The sequence below is a fragment of the Sphingomonas sp. CFBP 13733 genome, assembly GCF_014841795.1.
GTDB classification, from domain to species: Bacteria; Pseudomonadota; Alphaproteobacteria; order Sphingomonadales; family Sphingomonadaceae; genus Sphingomonas; species Sphingomonas aerolata.
Genome location: NZ_JACYUP010000014.1, coordinates 1 through 21,953 on the forward strand (window position 1 = coordinate 1; position 21,953 = coordinate 21,953).

Below are 21,953 nucleotides of genomic sequence, written 5' to 3' on the forward strand. Positions count from 1 at the left end.
TCTTCTTCTCTGCCGTCGCGCTCGCGGCCACCGTCATCTTCTGGCTATGACCAATGAGTCCTGACCCTAGTCGAGCGCGCCGACCCTTCATGACGGTCTTGACCGTCAGGTCGCTCCCCTAACGCGCCGGTCCTTCCGAAAGGGGCCGGGCCACTTCCCGCCAATTCCGGCCATTCCGCTAACGCCCAATGCCGGACGTCCAGCCACCCCATGTCTGTTCTCGATAGCGGACATACGGATTGATGCATAAGCTGCCACCATGGAAACCGCTTACGTCTTGCACCACGTTCGCTCTGACGATGAGCACGCCGAGGACGCCAAGCTGATCGGCGTCTACAGTTCTCCGTCGCGAGCCGAGGCGGCGGCAAAGAGGCTGCGGCAAGCGCCTGGGTTTTGTAACCATCCGGATGGCTTCACCATCGATCCTTACCCGGTAGACGAGGATCATTGGCGCGAAGGCTTCGGCGGCTAACGCCCAATACATACCAGTTTATTGGGTCTTTGAATTGCTCGAAACAAACCGGTTGTTAATTTAGCTAGGATGTCGACCTAACATATGCGTTATCGTGCAATGAGGTGGGCGAGGGCTTTAGTGGCTGCTACTTTACTTGCGAGCTGCTCTCAGCCGCGGATCGATGTTGAACCCTGCCTCCTTGGCAAACGGCTCGCTTTCCAGATCAAACCAGCAAAACGATTTTGGTGGACGGTGACCCCTCATATTTCCAGCATCCAAGTGATTGAGAGATGGAAAGATCCGGTGTGGGAGACATACGTCCCCTATCACACCATCGAACACAAACGCGAGGCCCAAGTAGCAGGGCGTCTCATAGCTTACGGTGAGGTGTTTGATGGATGGATAATTAAAGCGAGGGCCAAAGCATTGGCGAAGGGCCACAATTATTTTTTTCGTTTTGGGTCTGACCCTGGCAAAGGCATATTCGAGATGATAGTCGGAGGTAGACTAAACCCGTGCCTCACAGTTATCTGACGTTAGGCCAAAGAGGTAACTATTAAATAGCGGCATATTGCTTGTAATGTAATTTATACAAATATAGTCAAACACTGAAAACCATAAAGGTCTGCCTTTACGCTTTAAAGTTGGGGGCAGAGACTGTTGCAATGATTGGCATGTTGGCACTTGCGGCAGCTACGGTAGTTGCCTGCCCCGTTGAGCAGGCACACTATGTTTTGCGCCACGATCCACGCGTAACTGCCTACTTTCACCCAGTCGACAGCGGTCCAGATTGGCCAAGCCATGTTGCGATAGCAGTCCAGCATAAAGAATTAAGGAAGACCTTTTGGTGGCTGCCGTGGAACGGTCGTTCGAACGGGCTTCAAAATGTTGCGTCTACGGAAGACGTTACCGCCAAAGGCTGGCAGCCGCCAAGTCCGGATGGGGGGCCTCGTCCATACGGAAACAGGCAATATATCGGAACCGATATCATGTATAATCTGATCAATCACGTTCCGAAGCGGGGAGAACCTGCTCCGGCTCATATGCTTTTCCGGGACGCGGCGGGTTCCAAAGACACCGCCTTCCTCGACAGGCAATTTTTTGATCTTGTTGGTTGCGAGAAGGAAGGCAGTTAAAACAACGTCACTTTCCTATTTGCCCCCGAAAGCGGACGGTCCGCTCACCACCAATTCCGGCCGTTCCGCTCACGCCCACTACCGGACCTTCATGATCCGGCGTAATTGTCCGCATATGACGCCTTTTACCGAAGCTGAGCTACTTGCAAACAGTGCAGCATATATCGCCGAACTTGAGGCGTCTGGCCGAGGTGGCGCCGCCCACCCAAGGGTCTGCCACCACTTTTGCCTTTGGACGGCGCGATGAAGGACGCCTACTTGCCAGGCTTGCCGAGGGCGCTTGCGGAACTTGATACCGATGCGCTGATCGACGTTATCGGTGATCCGGTCGGGGTCGAGTTGTGGCAGCTACTAGAGCCAGAAGAAGCACGTATTGCGAAGCAAATTCGCACCTTCAATGCAACTGCTGTCCAGTTTGACGCTGCTTATAGCGGTTGGTCATATGCACCGCGGCAGCCTGATCGGAATGTCCGTTAGCCACCAATTCCGGCCGTTCCGCTCACGCCCAATTGCGGACGTCGCACGCTCGTGAGATTGTCGGGCGAGGTCAGCGCGGAGAAGGCTTGTGTCGTTTCTACACGTAGCTGCAGCAGCAGCATTGCAATCCATTTCCACCGCTCCCCAAATACCAGTTGCGGCGGGATCCTTTAAAAGCATCGTGGTGGCACTCGAAGCCGCCAAAAGCTGCGGCATTGAGCAATTTAAGGTGGAAATGTACCCCACCTCTTGGGCTGGCGACGCCCGCCTTTATCTGTCGCAGAACCCAAAGGATGCGAGCGTTGGATGCCTCAACCGATGGCTCACACGTAATGGAAAACGACTAGCCTTGGTACCCAGATGGTTGAATGACGACTTCAGCCGCGACGCGCCATAAATGGACCATGGTTACGTCCGCTCACCACCAATTCCGGCCATTTCGCTGCCGTCCATGGCCTGACCATAGGTGTCATCGGCAGTAGCAGCAGAGCCAAAAATTGCCGGACTGCGCCCCGCCAACCTTGAAGATCATTTGGCTCATGCTCGCACGAAGGTGCGCATATTGGGCGCAAATGTATTTAATAATGTGTCGTTCTTACCCTGCTTCCCTCACGGCCAAAATGGCACAATCACTTACATATTGGCATCGTTTGCATCGCTACTTATTTATGCGGAGATTTGGTTGATTGCTTCAGTCGCATGCAGCCGCGGTTGTTTTTGTAAAAAGGAGACCCCAAATGGCGGCGACATATGTGGAGTGAATGATGTCTGACGAAACTATTCAGCTAGACGCCGTCGAGCTTGCAACCGAGCTGACGATTGCATGGTTGTCGAACCCAAACACGCGAACATCAGCAGATGACGTTCCAGCGTTTCTCGCCCAGATGCACTCCAGCGTTCAATCTCTAATCGGCGGTGCCAACGAGGCGAACGCCCCTGTCGCTGATACCGAGCAATATACCCCCGCAGTGTCGGCCCGTAAGTCGCTGGCCAACCCGGACTTCATCGTCAGCATGATCGATGGCAAGCCATACAAGACACTTCGCCGACACCTCACGACGCACGGACTGACGCCAGAAGAATACCGCGAGCGGTACAATCTGAAGGCTGATTATCCGATGGTTGCAACGACCTATTCGGAAGCGCGCCGTGCGATGGCCCATAGGATTGGCTTGGGTAGCAGCCGCAGCGGCGATGGCACGGCATCGAAGGCTCCAGCAAAATCCAAAAGGCCAAAAGTTGAAACGGCCGAGTAGGTAAAAGCTGGCTTCCATTGGGGGCCAGCCTTTGGGCGGCAGGGGAAGGGCTGCTTCTGCCGCTCGTCCGTCCGGTCCGGCTTCTCACAGTGGCGAGAAGCCGGTGTAGGTTACACCTCGATGCCCTCTGACAAGGTCAAAGCGTCTTCGACATCGACGCCAAGGTAGCGGACGGTATTCTCAATCTTGGCGTGGCCGAGTAGGATCTGCACCGCTCGAAGATTGCCCGACGCCTTGTAGATGATGGAAGCCTTGGTCCGCCGAAGCGAGTGCGTCCCATACTCTTCGCGGCGCAGCCCTATCCCGTTCACCCAATCGGCTACCAGCCGGGCGTACTGGCGGGTACTGAGCGGGCGGGCATGATCGGTTCGGCTAGGAAAGACATAGTCGGCAAGCGAACCACCTCGCCTCTCCAGCCATGCCAGCAAGCTTGCTCGGGCGTCCGCCATCAACTCGAACTGCACCGGCCTACCTGTTTTCGCCTGAACGACGATCGCACGGGTTCGGACATGGCCACCAAGGACGATATCGCCGATCCTCATCCTCACCACATCGCAACCACGCAGCTTGCTGTCGATCGCCAGGTCAAACAACGCTCGATCCCGCAGTCGCTGGTGCTGATCGAGGAAGAAGCGAATGGCCCAGACCTGTCGCGGCTTGAGTGCACGCTTGGCACCCTCCTTGCGCCCGCCGTTCCAGGGGGGGCGTTTGCCTGCGATTGGATCGAACTGTGACGTACCCATAGCTTTCTCTCCGTGGCCATCATGGCCAAGGAGAGGACGTGCACGGGGTAGCATGGCTTTCCAGAGGGGGCATTTACGCTGGATTGCTAGGTGCATTCAGTTTGAACTGCGGCATTCGAAAAGCAGTCGTTCCGCAGTTGCCCAGTTGCAGACATTGACGGATGGTACGCCGCTCAAAGCATGTCGGCTGAACTAGCCCGTATCTGCTGCAGAGGCTGCGTAATGGCAGCTAAAGGGTGTCGCCGTAAGCTCGTTACTGCGGAGGGTCCTGTTCCCGTGGAGACTGGGTCTGCGGAGGTGAAGCAGTCACTTCGACGCCGAGGTTAAGAGCCCCTGCATAAGGTCCACCGATCACGTCCATGGTAATACTTCGAGCCGGCCGTGTCCCTGATGAGGGCGCAGTTTGCGCACCGCAACTAGTGTCCGAAGTACAAGCCCAATAGGATCCACCAACCCACCTCGCATCGAGATTGATGGTGGTTTGAGCTGGAAGGTAGCCGGCCATTGGCAGGTAAGCTGGCTTGGCCCACGTAGGAGCCGTTCGCATCGCGTGAACGTTCCCGACCAAGACAAGCACCCGCGCGTCTTGTTTTACCCTGTTAACCAGGGATGAGGCGAGTGCATACTCGTAATCACCTGCGTTATATCCGCCGGGACCGGGATTGTACAACGGTTGGAAAGCAACGACGCTTATAATCCGCCCTGCCGCTCGCAATTCGCGCAGCCTCTGGAAAAGATGGAAGTACGCTTCACTTGACCGGCCATCCTTCATCGGCTGGGTCCATATTCTGCTCCTCAAGAAATGCGATATCGCCGCTGCACCGCCATCGGAGCCAATGAAATCATCTATCGCGGGCTGCTCGGTGGTCACTTGTTCGACTGCGATGATCACCGGTCGGGATGTCGAAGCTAGGCATGCTAGATCACCAAAGATTACTGGCGTCTCTTTGGTCCCGTGTATTTCTCCCACCACAATCCAGCGGAGATCGGTGCGATTGACGAGCGTGTCCGCTCCAGTAATCAGGCTGCATTGTACGGGGCGCAGCTTGGCTTTGAACGTTCTCGCTAAGGGCGCCAGCTTGTCCTGTGGACCAACCGTTGCCCATTCGATATCGGATACTTGTCGCGCTTTCTGGTCTGCGTTGAAGATGGCCGTCATCTCTGAGTTCGATGGCTCATTCATAATGCGATTTGCCGCACTCGACGGTACAGCTAGTGCCAGCAGAGATAGGGCAATCATACGCCTGAACATTATTAGGCCTTCGCGCTTGATACGTGGTGCGGCAAGCTGGCCTAGTTCAGGGGCTGTCTACAAGTCATCATGTGCGGACCATCGTTGGTTGTGAAAGCCACCTCGCCCAAGGCTGATCGCGCTCGGGCTATCCCTGGAGGTGCGGGTGCCGCGTCGAAAGCGGACGGTCTGCAGTCCACCAACTACTGACGATCGCGCGTACTTTTGACGTAGTTGAATATGGCAGATGCCGTGGCCGCTGCGGCTTGGGGGTCGACATGCGTGAGCCCCATGTGCTCTGCCGCTATTCTAATTAGATATTGAGCAGCGTCGCCTTCGGACCCACCCTCCTCGCTCATACCCACCACATGCAGCAGGTAACGATCATACTCGTCTGGTGCGTCCGCCTTCCAAGCGTCGTCAAGTCCGATGGGGTTCCAAAGCAACCAGCCGATCTGCCGCAGTCGATCCAGTTTTGCGGGCGGTGTGTGGCTCATTGAAGCAGGGTCGCAGGATTAGGTTCTGCTATCCAGCCCGATCGCTGCGAAGCTGCCCTTCCGCTTGCTGCCAATCCCGGTCATTCCGCTAACGCCCACTTGCGGCCGTTCCCGAGCCATGGCTAGTGCCCAAATGGCTGCTGATCCCGATACGAGTTCGAAAAGCAAGACGTGCTTTGAGGAGCGGCTAAGCAAGATCGTCAAGCATAAGCCGGAGGAGACACTGGAGTGATTTGGGTCTGGACGGCCATAGGCGTAGCAGTAGCAGCCTACTGCATTGTAACCGGCGTTATGTTTCTGCGACAAAAGCGCCATGTGTGGGGCGTCGCCGGAATTGTTCTAGGTTTGGCTGTCCTGTTCATGCCCGTGCCGGGAGTGACAGGCCCGGTGAAGATTGATCTACCCGCCCGATAGGCAGCCATGTTGGTCGTACAACGATTGCATCCGAGCCACACTGTGTCCCTCCGCCCAATAGCGGACAACCCGAAGGTGTGCGACAAAGGGGGATGAAGCTATGGTACACCCTCGTTCTCTTAACTGCTTTGGCAGCCTGCGCTGGCCGCAATGTGTCACTCAACGCGGATTTTTCTGCTCCAACCGCACCCGAGATAGAACGGAGCTTCGCGCTTAGAGAGCGCTACAATGCTCCAAAGCATATTGGTGGAACCGCTATCTTTGTGGATAGCGTTGCAGTCCATCATATCTATGCCGAAGCTAGTACCGTCGTTTGGAAGGATGAAACGGGCAAGTGGCAATGGAGCCAAGTAAGCGAGATTGGACCGGGAGGGCTTCTTCCGATTGAACGGAAGATGGAATCAAATCGGGAGCTGCCTTTGACCGCCGCTCAGTCGCAGATGCTCGATCAGTTAATTGCAGATCATCGACTGTACAGTGAAAAGCGGCAGACGACCGACCCCACCGGGGTTGGCGCGCCAAGTCATGTCATGAGCATTGTGACACCGTTTGGTCGCACAACCGTATCGTGGTACGGGCGACTGGAGGGCGTCAGCGGGAAAGTTGCAGATATCGTTCTTGGTAACGGTTGAACGGCTGCTTTCCACCAACCCAGTCATTCCCGATGCAAAAATCAAAAGTTTTGCATCAAGGATCGCGCTGCAGGTAGCGTAAGTGCGGCCGGACCAGTCATTGACCTTGATGAGGGTAGGACTATCGTTCTCCCTTCTAAAAGGGATTGTACGTCCATGAAGGCCCAGCCCGGTTTTGCGATTGCGAGTTTTCTGTTCGGCATACTGGCGTCAGTTGCACAGCCTGCACTTCGCTCGCTGAATGCAACCGACTTTGTAAGCGGCATCGTAACGGGGGTTCTTCTAGGCCTATCCGCACTTATGCTGGTGTTAGGCATCCAGAGCTTGCGTCGTCGTACTCAATAATTACGGCGTCTGATGCAAAAATCGCAAGTTTTGCATCAGCAAAAAAACTGCGCAAAACCGGTGTAGATGTCAGCGGTGATTGGCACGGTTCTGTCAGCGCTAAGTGACACCGATCACGAGCGTGCTGCGGGCCGCTTCGACCACATCCTTGGTGATGACGGTCAGCTCGTTGAGACGTAGGATGCGCTCGATCTGGACGAACAGGCGATGCAGCAGCCGGAAGTTGCCTCCGGTCATGCGCACGATCGCGGCGACCGCCTGGGCGTCTGTGAAGTCTGCGTCGTCCAGCGACAGCCCGAGATCACGCCAGCGCCTCGTCAGCACGAACGTCAGCTCCTGATCCTGCAAGGGACGGTAGTGATGGGCGAAACCCACCCGGCTGAAGAGCTGGGGGTAGCGCGCCATGCGCTTGTCGATCCCCGGCATGCCGATCAGGATTAGGCCGATCCCCCGTCGATCGAACAAGTCGCGCAGCCATTCCAGCGCTGTCGTGGTCAGCCGCTCGGCCTTGTCCACGATCAGCAACTCCACGTAGCGGGTCGTGCGGTCGATGATCTTGCACTTGCCCTCAACGCAGGGGCGAACGTGATCGTCGATGCACATGTCAGCGCGGCTGATAAGGTTCGGCACGTCATGCCGCAGCTCGCGCAGGCTGCAGCTGACGGTCGGCGTGAAGAAGACGGTTCGGGATCGGGCGAGGTGGGCATTGACCTTCGCCTCATCCGGCCCGCGCCTGCCCCATACTTCAACGGTTTCGGTAGCCAAATCCCAATGGGCGTAGCGGCGGGCGGAGAGCGTCTTTCCGACCCCGGCGGGTCCATGGCACAGACCGATATAGCGATGCTTGCGGACGGCATCGGCGAACTCGGTGAAGCGGCGATGCTCTTGGGTCGCGATGAAGCCGGTGGCGCGTGCCGTGCCCATCAGTCGCCTTCGCTATGGCCGTCGCGCGCTCGAAGGGGAAGCTGCGAGGCAAAAAGCCGAAGCTGTCGGATCGACAGCAGAAGGAGTTGCGCCGCATGTACGACACCGACGATTACTCGATCAGCGATCTTGCTGAGGTGTTTTCGATATCACGGCCAACGGTGTACCGGACACTTGGTCGTCAACCTTCCGGGCCTGCGGCAAAAGCGGCGTGATCCTAACCCCGGTCGGACCGATAAAGAGAAAGGCCACCTCTGACCGTGCCGGTCTTCGTGCTACAGTCGCGTCATGACTGCCTTTCCCAAGCCGGTGCTCGACTACTGGCACCAGACCCTTTCCGCTGACCGCGCCTCCGTTCATGGCAATCTGTCATATGCTGTTAGCGACAGGTTGAATCCCAAGCGTCCCGCAATGATGCTGGAACAAGCTGATGGGTCGTTGCGGCTTGTTGTTACTCCCGAGATAGCACAACGAGCTGGCATTGCCGAATTAGATGGTTTGGCGATGGATGACCTGAAAAGCCGTTTGGGACAAGCTGGCGTAACACTGCACGATCCGGATTATCTGTTTTACCTTTCGGCCGGCGTGCATGTGGCGGCAGACCCGGCGAAGGCACCTCGCAAGTTGACTGATGCCGATCGCACTGCCTTCGAGATATTCTACAATGCGGCTTCCGAGCAGGACCGTGAGGATGCTTGGGTCGAATTGGATCATTGGGCGGTGTTCGGATGCTTCGACGGCGGCCGGCTTGTCTGCGCTGCTAGTATGAACCTGTGGGACGATAGCCCTATTGCCGATCTGGGGGTGCTGACGCTCTCCGACGCTCGGGGGAAGAGGTTCGCACGTGCGACCGTTCAGTCGATCAACCGGTTTTCGCGGCAGCAGGGGTACGAACCGCAATACCGTTGCCAAATTGATAATCACGCATCTGTAGCCTTGGCCAGATCGTGCGGCCTGACGCTGTTCGGGCGCTGGACCGTGGCAACCGATCCGCGTGGACCCAGCATAACCTAACTCTGCAGATCGGTGGCGAGGGAGAACCCGACGTAGCGCCCCGAGCTGTATGTCAGGCCTTCCGAGGAGTCGGCGATCCACCGATAGGTGTTGAACAGGTTCGTCACCTGCACGCGGGCGATCACGTCGCGGCGCGCCAACCGCAGCCGGTGACGCGCACCCAAGGCAACGGTCGGGCGCGACGGCAGGCGGACCGCGTTGGCCTGGTCGGCGAATGATCCGCCATGTCGCGTTACCTGAACGTCGAAGGACGAGCCGCGCCAACCTTCCGGATGCACGTCGAGCGCCAGCACGATGCGGCTGCGGCTTGTGCCGACAGGACGGGCACCGATCGTTCCGTCTTCTACCAATTCCCCGGTGACGCGCGGATCGAGCAGGACCGCGCCTGCGACGAGGCTGGCGAACGGCGTAACGTCGCCGCTCAACGATCCCTCGATTCCGCGATGGCGAACCTCGCCCAGTCGTCGGTAGAAGTTCGCACCGTCGAGGTTGAAGTAGGGCTTGCGGACATCGAACACGCCCACGGCCGCTTGCAGCTTACCCAGCGAGGCGCGCACGCCGGCATCGACCTGCCGTGTCCGGAGCGCCGGTGGTGCCGCGTTGCGGTTGACCGCGATATCCGGGGCGACCTCGCTTTCTTCCAGCCCCCGTGTCACTCCGGCATAAGCCGAAAGACCGGACGCCACGTCGAGCGAGGCCATCAGGTTGAACAGCCACGGCCGATCGCGCGATACGATGCCGTCGCGTCCGGGCGGGCGAACATGCTTGCGATAATCGGTCTTCTGGACGCCGATGTTGAGGCTGCCGCGGCCCTTCCAGCGTCCTTCGTAAGCGATACCGCCTGTTACCTGCCGAACGTCATCGGGCGTGCGTTCCACGAAGGCGAATGCCGGCTCGGCGGTCGGCGCGCGCGTCGCGATATTGCGGCGGGACAACTCGACCGCTTCCGCCTCACCGTAGAGTCGTGCCTGATCGCGGGCGCGCACCGACGCATGGAAACGGTGCAGCCGCGGGCCTTCCGCGAATGTGCGGGACACCCGCACCTCTCCCGAGGTGGACGCATAGCGCGATGCCGGAGCTGCATAGACGGTTTCCGTCCCGGTGCCCTCCTTGTCCACGTCCAGCCACAGGGTCGTTCGATCGCGGCTGACGGCATAGATCGAGCGGAACAGGCCGCCCGCCAGCGACCAGTCGCCCAGCTTCGTCCGCGCGATCACGCCGGTATTGCTGCCGCGACTGGTGTTGGTCGCCCAATCCTGGCCGGTGTAGCGGCGACGATCGTGCACGCGCGGCGGAACGAAGGCCCCGCTGGTGAAGTAGGTCGGCACCGCCTCCTCGCTCCACGTCCTGCCCAGGCTCCAGAACGGGATGATTTCGGTATCGGTTGCAGGCCGCCACCTGAAGCTGACTCCACCGGAAAATGCCTTGGGCGTTCCCCCGAACCACTCATTATCCCGGTAGAGGCCGAAGCCGCCAGCTACCGACAAGGCTGCACCGGTGATTGGCGCGCGAACGTCGAACTCGATGCTTGCGTCGCCAAAGGTGCCGGCGTTCAGCCGTGGGCTTAGGACCAATGCGTCGGGAGCATCGGGCAGGCGGAAGTCGGCGATCCCGGTCGGTGCTGGAAACGGGTAGTCGATCGCCGTCAGACCGACACGGATGATCGAGCTATCGACAATGCGATAGCTGAGGTCCGCCTGCTGATCGATATACAGGCCTTCGATGCGGACGTTGCCGGCATCGATAGGCGAGAAGCCGCGCACGTCCTCTTCGTCGTACAGCCCCACAGACTCGTTGGCGTAGCTCACGCCGAACGCATCCTCAGCCGCACGCGCCGCGTTCTGATCGGCGCGTTGCGCCACTGCCTGGCTCGCGCACCCGAACGTTGCGAGCGCCATCAATATCAACTTACGCATTTTCGCCCCCACCGCGCTCTTTAGCGAATGGCTGGCAGCTCACCAAGATTAAACCGGATCGGCCTCACTGACGCGCAGCGGTAGCCCGCTTGTTCTCGATTGGTGCAGAAGGCCGAGTTTCGAGAAGGATGCGCGAATCCCGATCCGCCTTCGCTTCAATACCGCGTGCGTCGTCGTGGCGTGTCAATTACCACTGACAAAGTCTGCCAATCAGCGCTGACATCTACATCCGCGGCTTCGAGCCTGATGCAGATCTTGTGAGTTTCGCATCATCGGTGCCCGCTTCGGCCGGCCGGCAAAGTGCGTTATACTAGTGAAGCACCAACCATGAACGAGGACAGGTTATGCCAGTCAAAGACCTCATCGGGCGTCCAAGACCTACAGCTGAACAGAGGGCACTGGAGAAAGAGCTTCTGCAGCGTCGAGAGGCATTGCTGCGTCGTCGTCCCGGCCATTCTGATGATGACGATGGCCTGTGTCCTGTGGGCCCGCCACCTGGTCCCAGCCCCATGCCACTAGCTGGTGCGGCTGAGATAGCAGACGACTGATCCAATTAGCGTGATGCAAAACTTTTGATTTTCGCATCAGGAATGGCCGGGTTTGGTGGAAAGCGGACCGTCCGCTATTGGAATGGCAGTTGTCGTTAGCAGACGTCTCTTGACGCTGCCGCCTTACCCGAAAAGAATGCTTTTCCGGGAATGTGCGATTTTTGTCGGCTGGACAGAAACATGGTCGATCTGATCCAGAAGTGACTTGGTAGAATTGAAAAGACGGGAACGGCATGGCCGCTCCCGTCCCGTATGCTTAATGGCGGCCACTAGGTGCGGCAGGCAGCATGTCCTTGCCGTAGCTGCGCGCAACGCCGCGCCGATCGAGTTCGGTGTCGATCGTGCCGAGCGTACGATTGTACGAGGCTAGTTCCGCAGCGCTGACGAAGCCCTGCTGCTTGCCGAGGCGGGTCATGCTCTGCCGGGTCTGCGCGATCTGACGCTGCAACGCCGTCGCACGCGCACGCGCAATCTTATGCGTGATCCGCGCGTTCTCGATCCGAGCCTGGGTCTCATCGATGCGGGTATGAAGCGCAGTCGTCGCCTGCATATTCTCGGTGCGCTGTGTTTCGGTTCCTCGTTGCTGCGCAAAGGCGACACCGGGCATCATCAGTCCGATCGCACCTGCGGCAACAAGGGCGAACGGCTGTTTGGTAAGGATCATTTCAATCTCTCTAGAAACCGGCGATGTGGCACGCTGCAATCGTCCGGTCCTGATTTTCTAACGGTTTGTCGCTGCATGGCAGATGAACGAGCAGATAAGCCGGTCACAGAATTGGAGTTTTTCGCATGGGCAGCGTGGCCGGCACGACGCGGCCTTTCTTCCAAATGAACCCAGAGCGGGACAGTCGCAGGACGATCCCGCCAACGGTCGTCCGGATCACCTGCTTTCTCACTATCTGTTCCCGATTGCTCTTTCGCGAAATGGGCTGTTCGAGGCGGAGAAACGGGAAAGATCGCGCTTAACGAATGGCCGTTGTCAGGCGCCCGGATCGCCAGCCTGAACTTCCGGATGTGGGCGTTTGCAGCCCGTGTGCTTTACCGCCCAAAGGCCGCCGGTTGGCTTTGAGGAACGGTCGGCGCGACGACAGCGCCTGAACGTCGCGACCTCGTGGGAAGCGGAACGACCGCTTTTGAAGATGGGCGGCGCGAAAGGGGACATGCCCCTTCACTCCACGTCGCTATATTCTTCAATTGGCGTGAAACTGTTGAAACGGTAGCAGTAAATTGGTTCACCACCAACGCCGCCTTTTAGCACAAGCTGCACGCAGTTTTTGTTCGGAAATGCAAAGTTCCGGGCATACCAAAGCGAGTTCACCGTGCTCTGGGTCTCGTGTATTTTGGCGGCCCATCGCTTCACCGCATCTTGTGACTGCTTAGCTGACCCGTTCCAATCAACCAGGCTCCGTTCGGCCGCCATCGCGTCCCTGCCGCCGATGTCGTATCCAAGCGCGAACATGCCGGTAGCGACCAATCCAGCGGCTATCAATTTGGCGGCGGTGTTCATAAGCCGAGATAAGCAGCTTTCGCGTCTGCTTCCAAGATCGGGGAAGCAAAGCCCGAATGACCGACCTTGGGCGGCTGCGGTCGGGCGGGTATGTCGCGAGATGGTAGTTTGCAGTCCGGCAGGTATGAATCAAACATCCCGACTAGCTGACATTCGGAGCGGTCGCTTGGCCCCCAGCCGGAGCAGCTTCCAGACGGAAATGCTTGCATCGCGCAGCGGAGACGGCATCCGCCCAACGCTGATAGTCTACCGACCGCTCCGGTGGCGACGTCCGGCAAATGCCTGCTTCTTTGCGATAGCAGCCGCCTGCACTTGCCAGCACAGCGACCCCTGCAATGATTGTGAACGAACGTCGCATTCTGGGATCATCGCACCCGATGCCCTTTGGCGGCAAGTGGGCGCTTGCGGACTGGCAGCTTTGCCGCCCGATAGCTGCCACTCGGCTTTCAAGCACGGTCGGCACGCGACGAGCGCCTGAACGTCGCGACCTGGTAGAAAGCGGACTGACCTTTCTGGGGGGGCGAACCTAGAAAAACCGATCATCGAACGAGCGTCCCAAATGCGTCGGCTTTTCCATCAACGGATGCGCCGGCTCCTGTCGTTTTTTGGTCGATGCAAAACTTGTGGGCTTGCGTCGCGTAATGCCAAATCGGACGTGACTACGACGGCTAGGCTTTCCGAGTGAAAACTTCAGCTAACCGGGTGCTTCAGCGGCGCCGCATTTCGGAAAAAATCGTTGGATGAAGAGCAATAGGATTTCAGGACGCCGGCTTGAGATTGGGCGCCGTCATTGATGCAGTTGTCTCTGGGCCAAGATCCGCGCGAACCAAGCGCGGGGTTGGATCGCGGGCCATCAGGCGCGACCCCGTCACCGCAACCATGTTCGCGGTGAAGGTATAGCGTTCGCGTCCATAGCTTGGCTGCACTTGCGGGGCATAGCGACGAACCGATACAGAACAGACCACCTGCTCGGCCCCCCCCCCCTTTCAACGCTACATGATCGCCATGCCGCGAGATGTGCGCGTCACTGATCCGCCCGTCAGTGCCGATCGCGAAGGCCACATCGATCCATTGTCCGACATAGCTGCCCATCGCCACCGGCGGCATTTCGGTGTTAAACATGGCAGCAGGGTTGGAGTTCGGGGCGAAGCGGTTACCTGATCCCCGGGAAGACGCGGTCAGCGCAACTGCGGGGGCGTATAATAACAACGCAGGCGCTCCAGCGGGTTGCCTTGGATATCGTTCAATCAGGCGATCGAGCTCGGGCCCGGGGGTCGTCTGGGCAGCGAGCAGAAAACTCAGTTGCCGGCCGGCTACTTGATAAGGCTGCAACGCCGGTTCGCGCCTCGCGATCAACGCATCGATAGCCCGGCGTGCTGCGAAGCCGAAAACCGTGTAATTTTGTTCGGCAAGGCGGGTTTTGAGCGTAGCTACCCGTAAAAGAGCAAGGCCCTCAATCTCAATGAGGCCGAGCTTGTGAGCGCGTCGGGCAATGCCTGCATACTGCTTCTCGCTTCCTATAAACCGGCCAGCGCGAGCATAGGCATCGCCAAGCTCGATCCGCTCCAGGAACACACGTGGATCGTCTTCAGCCATGCCCGCCTTCATCGCGCTGATCGTGTCGAGAGCACTGGACAGCTCGCTGTCGGCTAGGCCGAGATGCGCTGCCATCACGCTATTAGCATGGTGCAGGTTAGCAACCGCCACCGGGTATTGCTTTGCAAACCGTGCATTGCGACGCCTTGCTGCCAACAGGGATGCGCGTGCCGCATCATATGTCCCCGCTTCGAACTGCGCTTGAGCGAGAGCAAGCGTAGCGGCAATGTCCCTGTCAGGCGAGCAATGCGTTGCAAGACATTCGTCGACGTGCCTCTTATGATCCAAAGTACGGCTGCCGGTGACAACTATATCACGCCCCGATGTCTCTTTTGCGACAGGAGGGGGCGTAACTTGGGCGGACAGGGGTGCGGTGGCTAACAGGCCGCATGCCACTAACCAACGCGCTATCAGCATCGCTAAAGACTCCGAGAACTCGGACCAAGGCTAGACGTCAATCATATCCTCGTCCACCCGCACAGCGGAACAGGTGCACAGTAGCGTAGCTACTAAACTGGGCCGGCCCGTCTAGCTGCTGTGATACGTGCAAGTGCCTGATCATTGAGATGGATCTGGGGGTAAGCGGAACGATCGGGTTTGGTGGAAAGCTGCCGTTCGTTAACAGCGACGTTCGTGCGTCAAGATATGGAGGCTAGCAGTCGGGTGACGGGCCATCGAGGTCAAATCTCCGCTTCCATTTCGCTCCGCTTCGTTCCCAGACCTGTAGGATAGCGACCCACCCCGCCGTCATCGAGTTTCCGATGCAATTGAAGCCGTCTTCCCCAAGATGGAATGGCGAGTCGTCGTGCGCTTCTTTGATGGTAGCGCCCGTCGTTGAGTCAAGTGGATAGCCCAGCACCGGCTCTACGACATTACTTTGCAAGACTGCGCTTGTTCCGAAGGCGACATCGAATGTACGCTGACAACCTTCACAGCGCATTCGCACCAACAAGTTTGTTAGGGCGAAGGTTGCCACGTGCGGATGGTAATCACAGTATCGTGGAATGCCTCGCAGCCAACATTTGGGCGGCTCGGGGATACGATCTGTGATGTCCATCAAAGGATAGTGCATGCCGATGTCCCACTTTTCTCGATAGGCTATAGCGGATACCTGGCGAGAAAAAGAGCGCGTGAGCGTCCGCTATTGGGCGACAGCGGCCAAGGTGCGGCTACCTGCGACGGCCGAAAAGCCTGCCCGCCGCACGGACGCCATCGGGACGGGTAAGGGTAAAAACCATCCCGGCCTCAATCCCACGGGGCCCGAAAAGATTGCCGGTAAAGACGCCCGTATAGCTGCTATCGGGGCTAGTGATCGCGCCGCTAATCCCGTTCGCGGATATTATGCCACTGAAGACCAAGGTTGCCGTCTCCGGCGTTGTACCCGTGGTATAACTGCCTTGCTGGGCACTCAATCGCGCGGTGACCGATCCATTAGCGTGATCAACGGCCAAGGCGACGTCACCAAAAACACTAAAGCCACCACCGCGATTACGCCCAACACGCGTTGTATTGAGGTCCACGGCGTAATTTGTGGTTCCTGACAGAGGAATGTCGCCGTCTCGTGTACGCTCCCCGATCAGGAAATAGCGCATTGTATCACGAGATGCGGCAGCGGCATTTGGCTCACGTGCGTCCTCGTCGACTTGCTGCTCAGCGATGTAGACGTATTCCATATTCGGGAACCGCGCGAACGTCGCCGCGTCGCCCCGCGCTGTGACCGTCCGCGTTCGCTGCCACTTAACGCCATCAGCATTAGTGAAGCTTACTTCAGCCGGATTGAAAACTGCCGTTTCTCCGGCAAATCGGATCACAAGCAACTTGCTGGCGTCATATGATAATTCCAACGTACTGGGAGATGTTTGCAACGATGCTTGCTGTGATTCGACCGAGTAAAAGGGCGCGGTATCTGAAGTATAGCGCTCCACGGTAGTTACCGTCGCTACCTGTCCAGCGAACACCCGATTCTGCGACAGGTCAAAACTGCCGTAGGTAAAAGTTGGAGCCGGAGTTGGAGTTGGAGTTGCGGTTGGCATCGGTGCGGGAGTTGTGGAGGGTGCCGGCGCGGGAACAACCTGAATGGAACCCTCGCTCCCCCCGCCCCCGCCGCAGGCTACTAAGCAGAGCGCGGACGACATAGTGTACAAGTGATTGCGGCGCATAGATTGTCTCCCCCTCCTGGAGAATAGCAATTTTGCTGCGCAGACGTCCAGCCATCGACCACTATGTCCGCTATTGGGCGACTGCCGACTGTCCGCTTCTCCACCCGAAAGCTGCCGTCGCAGAAGGGACCCCTTTTACGACAGTCGGAACCGCTCAACCTCGCTAGTCGTAGCGGCATTGAACAGTCCCATTTTCTGATCGGGCCCTGGGACCAACCAAGTACCATAAGCTACAGACTTTATTACAACCGGCATCGGGCGTGACATAAATACAACACTTTATGACAAACTTGTAACCTGGAATGGAACACCCTTGCGGTAAAAGGCAAGATGTACTGATTTCTCCAAATCGGGTCGAGAATTACAGGGGGAATCAATGACATTGCCATATCTACTCAACGGAACCGCGCTCGTTGGGTCGTTGTTTATCATGACGCCGGCTTGGGCGCTTGAGGCTCAGCCTGAAGTCTTGGTTCAGACCTCCAATGTTCCGCGTACCCAATCGCCCGTTTCCACGACAGCGCCGGTTCCTGACGATGCTCTTCCTGCATCGGAGCAGGCCGCAGCGGGCGACGAAGCAAATGACATCGTTGTTACGGGATCGCGTATCCCCGTTCGCAACACCATTGATGCGGCGATCCCGATCACCAGTCTATCTGCGGCTGAGGTCATTGGTGTACGAGGCGATGTCTCGCTTGGCGATGCACTGAACCAACTGCCCCAATTGCGTGCCACTTCGAGCCAAGCCAATTCGACAGGCTTCATTGGCACTGCTGGCGTCAGTCTGCTAGATTTGCGTGGTTTGGGTGCGGCGCGAACGCTGGTTCTTGTAAACGGTCGTCGAGTCGTGTCCGCGGTTCCTGGCGCCTATACGCCAGATGTCAGCACTATTCCGTTCGATCTTGTGGAACGCGTAGATACAGTCACCGGAGGTCAGTCAGCGATCTACGGTTCCGATGCGATTGCAGGCGTCGTCAACTTAGTTCTTAAGCGGGATTTTGAGGGTACGCGACTTCGTGCTCAAGGTGGCGCGACGGGCTATGGCGATCGCGGAACCTATCTAGTCAGCGGCATCACTGGCGCAAACTTTCTCGATGACAAAGTCAATCTGACGGTGTCGGCCGAGTATAGCCATGCGGAATCGGTTCTCTTCGCTGACCGTAGCTACCTGGGGGCGTATGATGGCACACCGGCATTTGTAACCACTCAGATCACAACCGCGCCCAACCGCAACTTTGACGGTATTCCGAATACGACCTTCGTCCCTCGAGGCAGCAAATTTGCTAATCGTTCGATTGGCGGTACCGTCATCACCAGTTGCCCAATCGGCGCTACGCCAGCCAATGCTGCACAACGTGGGCTGGTCTGCACCGGGCAAAGCGATCCCCAAGGTAACCCACTGTCGTATTTCTATAATTTCCAACCAGACGGATCGCTGTTGCGGGATTCTCCGTCGACCACCGGTTTGACGGACAACCGTGCCATCGGTGGCGGTATATTGTTCGGGGGGAATGCTACGGGTGTTGAAGGCGCACAGCTACTGCCTTCGCAAAATCGCTTTATTGCTAACATGCTACTCACGGGCAACTTTTCGTCAGCTTTCAAACCATTCGCAGAGTTTCAGTTCGCACAGGTGAAGGTGGAGCAGCAGAGCGTCCAGCCCTCCTTCACCGGCGGCACATTGTCTGCTTCGTTCAGCCGTACAAATCCGTTCCTAAGCCCAGCTGCGACCGCTACGCTGAACCAGATCTTGCCAGCCAGCCAGACTAGTTTCACGCTTAACCGGTTCAATAACGACCTTGGTACCCGGGCCGAGTTTCATACACGGAAGACGTATCGGGGCGTCATCGGCGTCGGCGGTGAAATCTTCTCTGAAGGAAACATTCGCTACGAGATTGCAGGAAACTACGGACGCACAGAGAACTTCTACCGCACAGGCGGCAATGTGCTTGTGGCAGAGTTTAATCGCGCAGCTAACGCTGCCTTGGCACCTACAGGCTTCGCTGGATCAAACTTTGTGCTGAACTCGCAGGGGCAACGAGTTGTATGTGGCGTAAACGCTAACGTCGCCACGGGGAATGCCGACCCCAACTGTATTCCGCTTAACCTATTTGGGCAGGGCCAATTTGATCAGCGCGCACTCAACTACGTGCTACACGAGTCAACGCGTAATCAGTGGGCGGAACAGATAAACGCAACGGCCTTCGTAGCTGGTGATCTCCGTGGGTTATTTAGTCTTCCGGCCGGGCCGATCGGCTTTTCCGTTGGTGGGGAGTATCGGCGCGAAGACGCGCAGTCGCGTCAGGATGCGATCACTCAGTCTGGCCGCACCTTTCTAAATCCGGCAGCAACGTTCGATCCACCTGCCGTCGAGATTAAGGAGGTTTTCGGAGAACTCCGGGTACCTCTTGTCGGTGGCGACTTCACGCTACCTTTAATCAACGAGCTGACGTTCGAGGCGGCAGGCCGTATCTCGGATTATGGAGGCAATACTGGATCTGTAAACGCGTGGAACTTGGGTGGTGTTTGGGCACCTATTCGTGATTTGCGATTCCGCGCAAGTTACTCGCGATCGGTTCGTGCTCCGAATTTGAGCAATCTGTTCGCGACAGCTTCCCAAACGTTTCAGAATGGTTTGACCGACCCCTGCGACCAGCCGGGCGGAACCAATTCGTCAAATAACATCACCAGCAATCCCAATCGGGCGCAAAACTGTGCAGCAGCAGGCATCCCGACAACCATCACGTTCACAGACCCTGCTTCCGGAGTTAGCCTGACCCGACCTTGGACAAATCAGCCTGCAGGAGGCGTTGCAGGCATAAACCAAGGCAATCCAGATCTGCTTCCGGAAGTCGGCAACAGCTTTACGGTTGGAGGAACTTTCGCCCCGCTTGCTGTTCGAGGCCTGGCAATCTCGGTTGACTATTACAATATACGGGTAAAAAACGTAATCTCCGGCCTAACGGGTCAGGCAATCATCGACCGCTGCTATGACGATCCTACCGGATTGGACAACCCATTCTGCGATGCAGTTTTTCGCCGCACCAGCACTGATCAAATCCAGAACCTAACCTTCAATGGCCAGACCAACCGAACGCTGGGTGTGACGCAGTTCCCGTTCGCTGTATCGGGCAACGGAACAGGTTTTTTGAACCAGCCATTTAACTTTGCGCAGCTTCGGACGCGTGGCATCGATTTCGATGTCGCCTACACCAAGAGACTTCGCGACGATCTACGTTTGAACGCTCGTGTCCTGGTTAGTCACATTATGAATCGTCAAGAATATAGTTATATAACCCAGCCCGATCGTTTCGACCGTATCGACGGCCGTCTCGGCGATCCGCGTTGGCAGGGTCAGGTGACGCTTGGCGGCCAGTTCGGCATTTTGGATCTCAGCTATAATGCGCGTTATGTTGGCAAGCAGATCGTGTCCGGCTTGTCATATGAAACCTTCTTTCCATCGCAAGGTAGACCAGCCCTCAATCCGGACGCACGACCATTTGTAAACTATGATCCAGTCGTGTACCACAACATGAGAGTTGGTTTAAACGTCACCGAGAAGTATCGCTTCTATTTCGGCGTAGACAACATAAGCAATGAGCTTCCTCCGTACGAGCTCGCAGGAAATGAAAATTTCACTAGTGGTGCCACGTCATCTATCTATCCGAATGTCGGAAGATTCTTTTACGCCGGCGCTGAATTCAAGTTCTAACTTGCAGTCATGATAATGAAGCCGCTTGTTGAAGCGGCTTCATTATCATCTCGCGAGTTCGACCGAACGAGAACATGCTCTTCGCCAGATATACTGTAAATATATCCTTAGATGATAATATTCTTTTTTCGCATAGATACTATCGTTGATAGCGGCGAGCTAGGTGCGACCTGTGACAGATGATAGTCTTCAATGCATAAGGTAGAGATGAGATCCTCCCCAATTGATATCAATGGCAAACCAAAGGTTGTTGTTGCGGGCGATCCTAGCTTGGCTGCTGATGTCCGTAAATGGATGCCAGACGCACTGTACGATCTATCCTTGGTAGACACTGGCAAGATTTTAATCGACTCGTTGCTCGCGTCGAATACAGATCTTGTGATTATCAATTCAAGCCTTCCCGATATTGATGCTATATCTATCGTCCAGTCTGTCTCTTCACTTAAAAAACCACCTTACCTTATTATTAGGTCTGACACAGACGAGGAAATTGATCGGGTTATATTACTAGAGATTGGTGCAGATGACTGCATCGCACTATCATGTGGACCTCGCGAAATTAAGGCGCGGGTGCGCGCTCTTTTTCGCCGCCGTTTTGGCCAGGCGAATCACCTCAACGTGGTCGTGAATAAACCAGACAACCATTTACCAGAAGCGACGTTTTTAGGCTGGACCTTGGATAGGAATAGACGTCAGTTATACTCTGCATCCGGTGAGGTTACATCGCTAACTCATTCAGAGTATTTGATACTAAATGCGTTATTTTCCGAACCTGGGGTTATCAAAGATCGATCCAGCCTGATGGGGCTAATGGCTGACATAAACCAAGTCCTCGAAGAACGATCTCTTGACGTTTTCATAAGCCGCCTTCGCAAAAAGATTTTAACTCGCGGTCGCAATGACTTGATAGAAACGGTTCGAGGAAAGGGATACAGACTAAGGGTTTCAACCTCAGAACAACTACTCAATTCAACGAGGTAGGGCTATTGTATTAAAAGTACGTAGATCACCGATTTAAGTATGCACTATTGCATATGTAATATATGTATACCGTCTAGCACTACAGCCCATCAGCCCATCAGTTATGCTCTGAAGTTGTAAGTCGTTAGTAACAAGTCAGGCGACTGTTTGACGGGCTACGAAGTCAAAAGAAGTGCAGCGCAAATGCCACGGCCATCTTATACGTTGCCATCAGCATATAGCACTCGCCTGAAGCGCCGCGCACGCTCGACTGTATTTTAAACTACGCGCGTGCTCGGAGCCGCCCCCACTTTTTCAACACAATCCGGCAAATTTGGCTTGGCCGCGTTTGAGCGCCGACTGCCCACTACGCCTCGTCGGAAAACACATAATTGCCGTCTCCCGACCGTGCGACCCAAACGAGTGCTCGCA

At 56.8% G+C, this 21,953-nt stretch carries 18 protein-coding genes; 10 read left to right on the plus strand and 8 right to left on the minus strand.

The window, feature by feature from the left end; all coding sequences use genetic code 11:
• The first annotated feature begins 259 nt into the window (after positions 1-259).
• From IFT71_RS20235 to IFT71_RS20250, 4 genes are all read left to right on the plus strand, one after another.
• Positions 260-472 carry a DUF7336 domain-containing protein gene (locus IFT71_RS20235; protein ID WP_192143184.1) on the plus strand — a complete coding sequence of 71 codons (213 nt, stop codon included), beginning with the start codon at positions 260-262 and terminating at the stop codon, positions 470-472.
• 647 nt (positions 473-1,119) lie between these two features.
• Positions 1,120-1,590 carry a hypothetical protein gene (locus tag IFT71_RS20240; RefSeq protein WP_192143186.1) on the plus strand — a complete coding sequence of 157 codons (471 nt, stop codon included), beginning with the start codon at positions 1,120-1,122 and terminating at the stop codon, positions 1,588-1,590.
• A 243-nt stretch (positions 1,591-1,833) separates the two neighbouring features.
• Complete coding sequence (locus tag IFT71_RS20245; protein WP_192143188.1) at positions 1,834-2,067, plus strand: hypothetical protein; 234 nt, start codon at positions 1,834-1,836, stop codon at positions 2,065-2,067.
• A 764-nt stretch (positions 2,068-2,831) separates the two neighbouring features.
• On the plus strand, positions 2,832-3,323 hold the full coding sequence (locus tag IFT71_RS20250; RefSeq protein WP_192071974.1) for a MucR family transcriptional regulator: 492 nt from the start codon (positions 2,832-2,834) through the stop codon (positions 3,321-3,323).
• 110 nt (positions 3,324-3,433) lie between these two features.
• Here the strand turns inward: IFT71_RS20250 and IFT71_RS20255 are convergent, their stop codons facing one another.
• Complete coding sequence (locus tag IFT71_RS20255) at positions 3,434-4,066, minus strand: tyrosine-type recombinase/integrase (RefSeq protein WP_192143190.1); 633 nt, start codon at positions 4,064-4,066, stop codon at positions 3,434-3,436.
• Positions 4,067-4,319: 253 nt separating this feature from the next.
• Positions 4,320-5,225: a hypothetical protein gene (locus IFT71_RS20260; protein ID WP_192143192.1), complete on the minus strand. Its 906-nt coding sequence runs from the start codon at positions 5,223-5,225 to the stop codon at positions 4,320-4,322.
• 1,075 nt (positions 5,226-6,300) lie between these two features.
• Here IFT71_RS20260 and IFT71_RS20265 point away from each other — a divergent pair.
• Both IFT71_RS20265 and IFT71_RS21265 read left to right on the plus strand, forming a co-directional pair.
• Positions 6,301-6,840, plus strand: coding sequence for a hypothetical protein (locus tag IFT71_RS20265; protein ID WP_192143194.1), 540 nt, complete (start codon positions 6,301-6,303; stop codon positions 6,838-6,840).
• A 156-nt stretch (positions 6,841-6,996) separates the two neighbouring features.
• A complete protein-coding gene (locus IFT71_RS21265; RefSeq protein ID WP_206757471.1) occupies positions 6,997-7,185 on the plus strand; it encodes a hypothetical protein in 189 nt (62 codons plus the stop codon).
• 99 nt (positions 7,186-7,284) lie between these two features.
• Here the strand turns inward: IFT71_RS21265 and IFT71_RS20270 are convergent, their stop codons facing one another.
• The gene (locus IFT71_RS20270) at positions 7,285-8,109 is read right to left on the minus strand and encodes an AAA family ATPase (RefSeq protein ID WP_192143196.1); all 825 of its coding nucleotides are present in this window, start codon (positions 8,107-8,109) and stop codon (positions 7,285-7,287) included.
• Positions 8,110-8,123: 14 nt separating this feature from the next.
• Here IFT71_RS20270 and IFT71_RS20275 point away from each other — a divergent pair, with 14 nt between their 5' ends.
• Positions 8,124-8,324 (plus strand): helix-turn-helix domain-containing protein, encoded by a 201-nt coding sequence (locus tag IFT71_RS20275; protein ID WP_244655081.1) that lies wholly within the window; start codon positions 8,124-8,126, stop codon positions 8,322-8,324.
• Between the two features lie 73 nt (positions 8,325-8,397).
• Positions 8,398-9,123 carry a GNAT family N-acetyltransferase gene (locus IFT71_RS20280; RefSeq protein WP_197976252.1) on the plus strand — a complete coding sequence of 242 codons (726 nt, stop codon included), beginning with the start codon at positions 8,398-8,400 and terminating at the stop codon, positions 9,121-9,123.
• Here IFT71_RS20280 and IFT71_RS20285 read toward each other — a convergent pair.
• The 5 genes from IFT71_RS20285 to IFT71_RS20305 all read right to left on the minus strand — a co-directional run bounded on the left by IFT71_RS20285 (position 9,120) and on the right by IFT71_RS20305 (position 16,723).
• Complete coding sequence (locus IFT71_RS20285; RefSeq protein WP_206757472.1) at positions 9,120-10,985, minus strand: TonB-dependent receptor; 1,866 nt, start codon at positions 10,983-10,985, stop codon at positions 9,120-9,122. The genes IFT71_RS20280 and IFT71_RS20285 overlap by 4 nt on opposite strands.
• An 858-nt stretch (positions 10,986-11,843) precedes the next feature.
• The gene (locus IFT71_RS20290; protein ID WP_192071960.1) at positions 11,844-12,251 is read right to left on the minus strand and encodes a hypothetical protein; all 408 of its coding nucleotides are present in this window, start codon (positions 12,249-12,251) and stop codon (positions 11,844-11,846) included.
• Between the two features lie 504 nt (positions 12,252-12,755).
• Positions 12,756-13,094, minus strand: coding sequence for a hypothetical protein (locus IFT71_RS20295; protein ID WP_031393821.1), 339 nt, complete (start codon positions 13,092-13,094; stop codon positions 12,756-12,758).
• Between the two features lie 690 nt (positions 13,095-13,784).
• A complete protein-coding gene (locus tag IFT71_RS20300; protein WP_206757473.1) occupies positions 13,785-14,801 on the minus strand; it encodes a hypothetical protein in 1,017 nt (338 codons plus the stop codon).
• Positions 14,802-15,859: 1,058 nt separating this feature from the next.
• A complete protein-coding gene (locus tag IFT71_RS20305; RefSeq protein WP_206757474.1) occupies positions 15,860-16,723 on the minus strand; it encodes a hypothetical protein in 864 nt (287 codons plus the stop codon).
• A 502-nt stretch (positions 16,724-17,225) separates the two neighbouring features.
• Here IFT71_RS20305 and IFT71_RS20310 point away from each other — a divergent pair.
• Positions 17,226-20,561 (plus strand): TonB-dependent receptor domain-containing protein, encoded by a 3,336-nt coding sequence (locus IFT71_RS20310; protein ID WP_192143204.1) that lies wholly within the window; start codon positions 17,226-17,228, stop codon positions 20,559-20,561.
• Between the two features lie 192 nt (positions 20,562-20,753).
• Positions 20,754-21,542 (plus strand): response regulator transcription factor, encoded by a 789-nt coding sequence (locus tag IFT71_RS20315; protein WP_192143206.1) that lies wholly within the window; start codon positions 20,754-20,756, stop codon positions 21,540-21,542.
• Positions 21,543-21,953: the final 411 nt, after the last annotated feature.

Bases quoted from the DNA above. Each gene is read 5' to 3' on its own strand.
- IFT71_RS21265 (WP_206757471.1), top strand. From the start codon at position 6,997: ATGAAGGCCCAGCCCGGTTTTGCGATTGCGAGTTTTCTGTTCGGCATA.
- IFT71_RS20295 (WP_031393821.1), bottom strand. From the start codon at position 13,094: ATGAACACCGCCGCCAAATTGATAGCCGCTGGATTGGTCGCTACCGGC.
- IFT71_RS20280 (WP_197976252.1), top strand. From the start codon at position 8,398: ATGACTGCCTTTCCCAAGCCGGTGCTCGACTACTGGCACCAGACCCTT.
- IFT71_RS20275 (WP_244655081.1), top strand. From the start codon at position 8,124: ATGGCCGTCGCGCGCTCGAAGGGGAAGCTGCGAGGCAAAAAGCCGAAG.
- IFT71_RS20315 (WP_192143206.1), top strand. From the start codon at position 20,754: ATGCATAAGGTAGAGATGAGATCCTCCCCAATTGATATCAATGGCAAA.
- IFT71_RS20245 (WP_192143188.1), top strand. From the start codon at position 1,834: ATGAAGGACGCCTACTTGCCAGGCTTGCCGAGGGCGCTTGCGGAACTT.
- IFT71_RS20310 (WP_192143204.1), top strand. From the start codon at position 17,226: ATGACATTGCCATATCTACTCAACGGAACCGCGCTCGTTGGGTCGTTG.
- IFT71_RS20290 (WP_192071960.1), bottom strand. From the start codon at position 12,251: ATGATCCTTACCAAACAGCCGTTCGCCCTTGTTGCCGCAGGTGCGATC.
- IFT71_RS20235 (WP_192143184.1), top strand. From the start codon at position 260: ATGGAAACCGCTTACGTCTTGCACCACGTTCGCTCTGACGATGAGCAC.
- IFT71_RS20305 (WP_206757474.1), bottom strand. From the start codon at position 16,723: ATGCCAACCGCAACTCCAACTCCAACTCCGGCTCCAACTTTTACCTAC.
- IFT71_RS20250 (WP_192071974.1), top strand. From the start codon at position 2,832: ATGTCTGACGAAACTATTCAGCTAGACGCCGTCGAGCTTGCAACCGAG.
- IFT71_RS20270 (WP_192143196.1), bottom strand. From the start codon at position 8,109: ATGGGCACGGCACGCGCCACCGGCTTCATCGCGACCCAAGAGCATCGC.
- IFT71_RS20255 (WP_192143190.1), bottom strand. From the start codon at position 4,066: ATGGGTACGTCACAGTTCGATCCAATCGCAGGCAAACGCCCCCCCTGG.
- IFT71_RS20260 (WP_192143192.1), bottom strand. From the start codon at position 5,225: ATGACGGCCATCTTCAACGCAGACCAGAAAGCGCGACAAGTATCCGAT.
- IFT71_RS20265 (WP_192143194.1), top strand. From the start codon at position 6,301: ATGAAGCTATGGTACACCCTCGTTCTCTTAACTGCTTTGGCAGCCTGC.
- IFT71_RS20240 (WP_192143186.1), top strand. From the start codon at position 1,120: ATGATTGGCATGTTGGCACTTGCGGCAGCTACGGTAGTTGCCTGCCCC.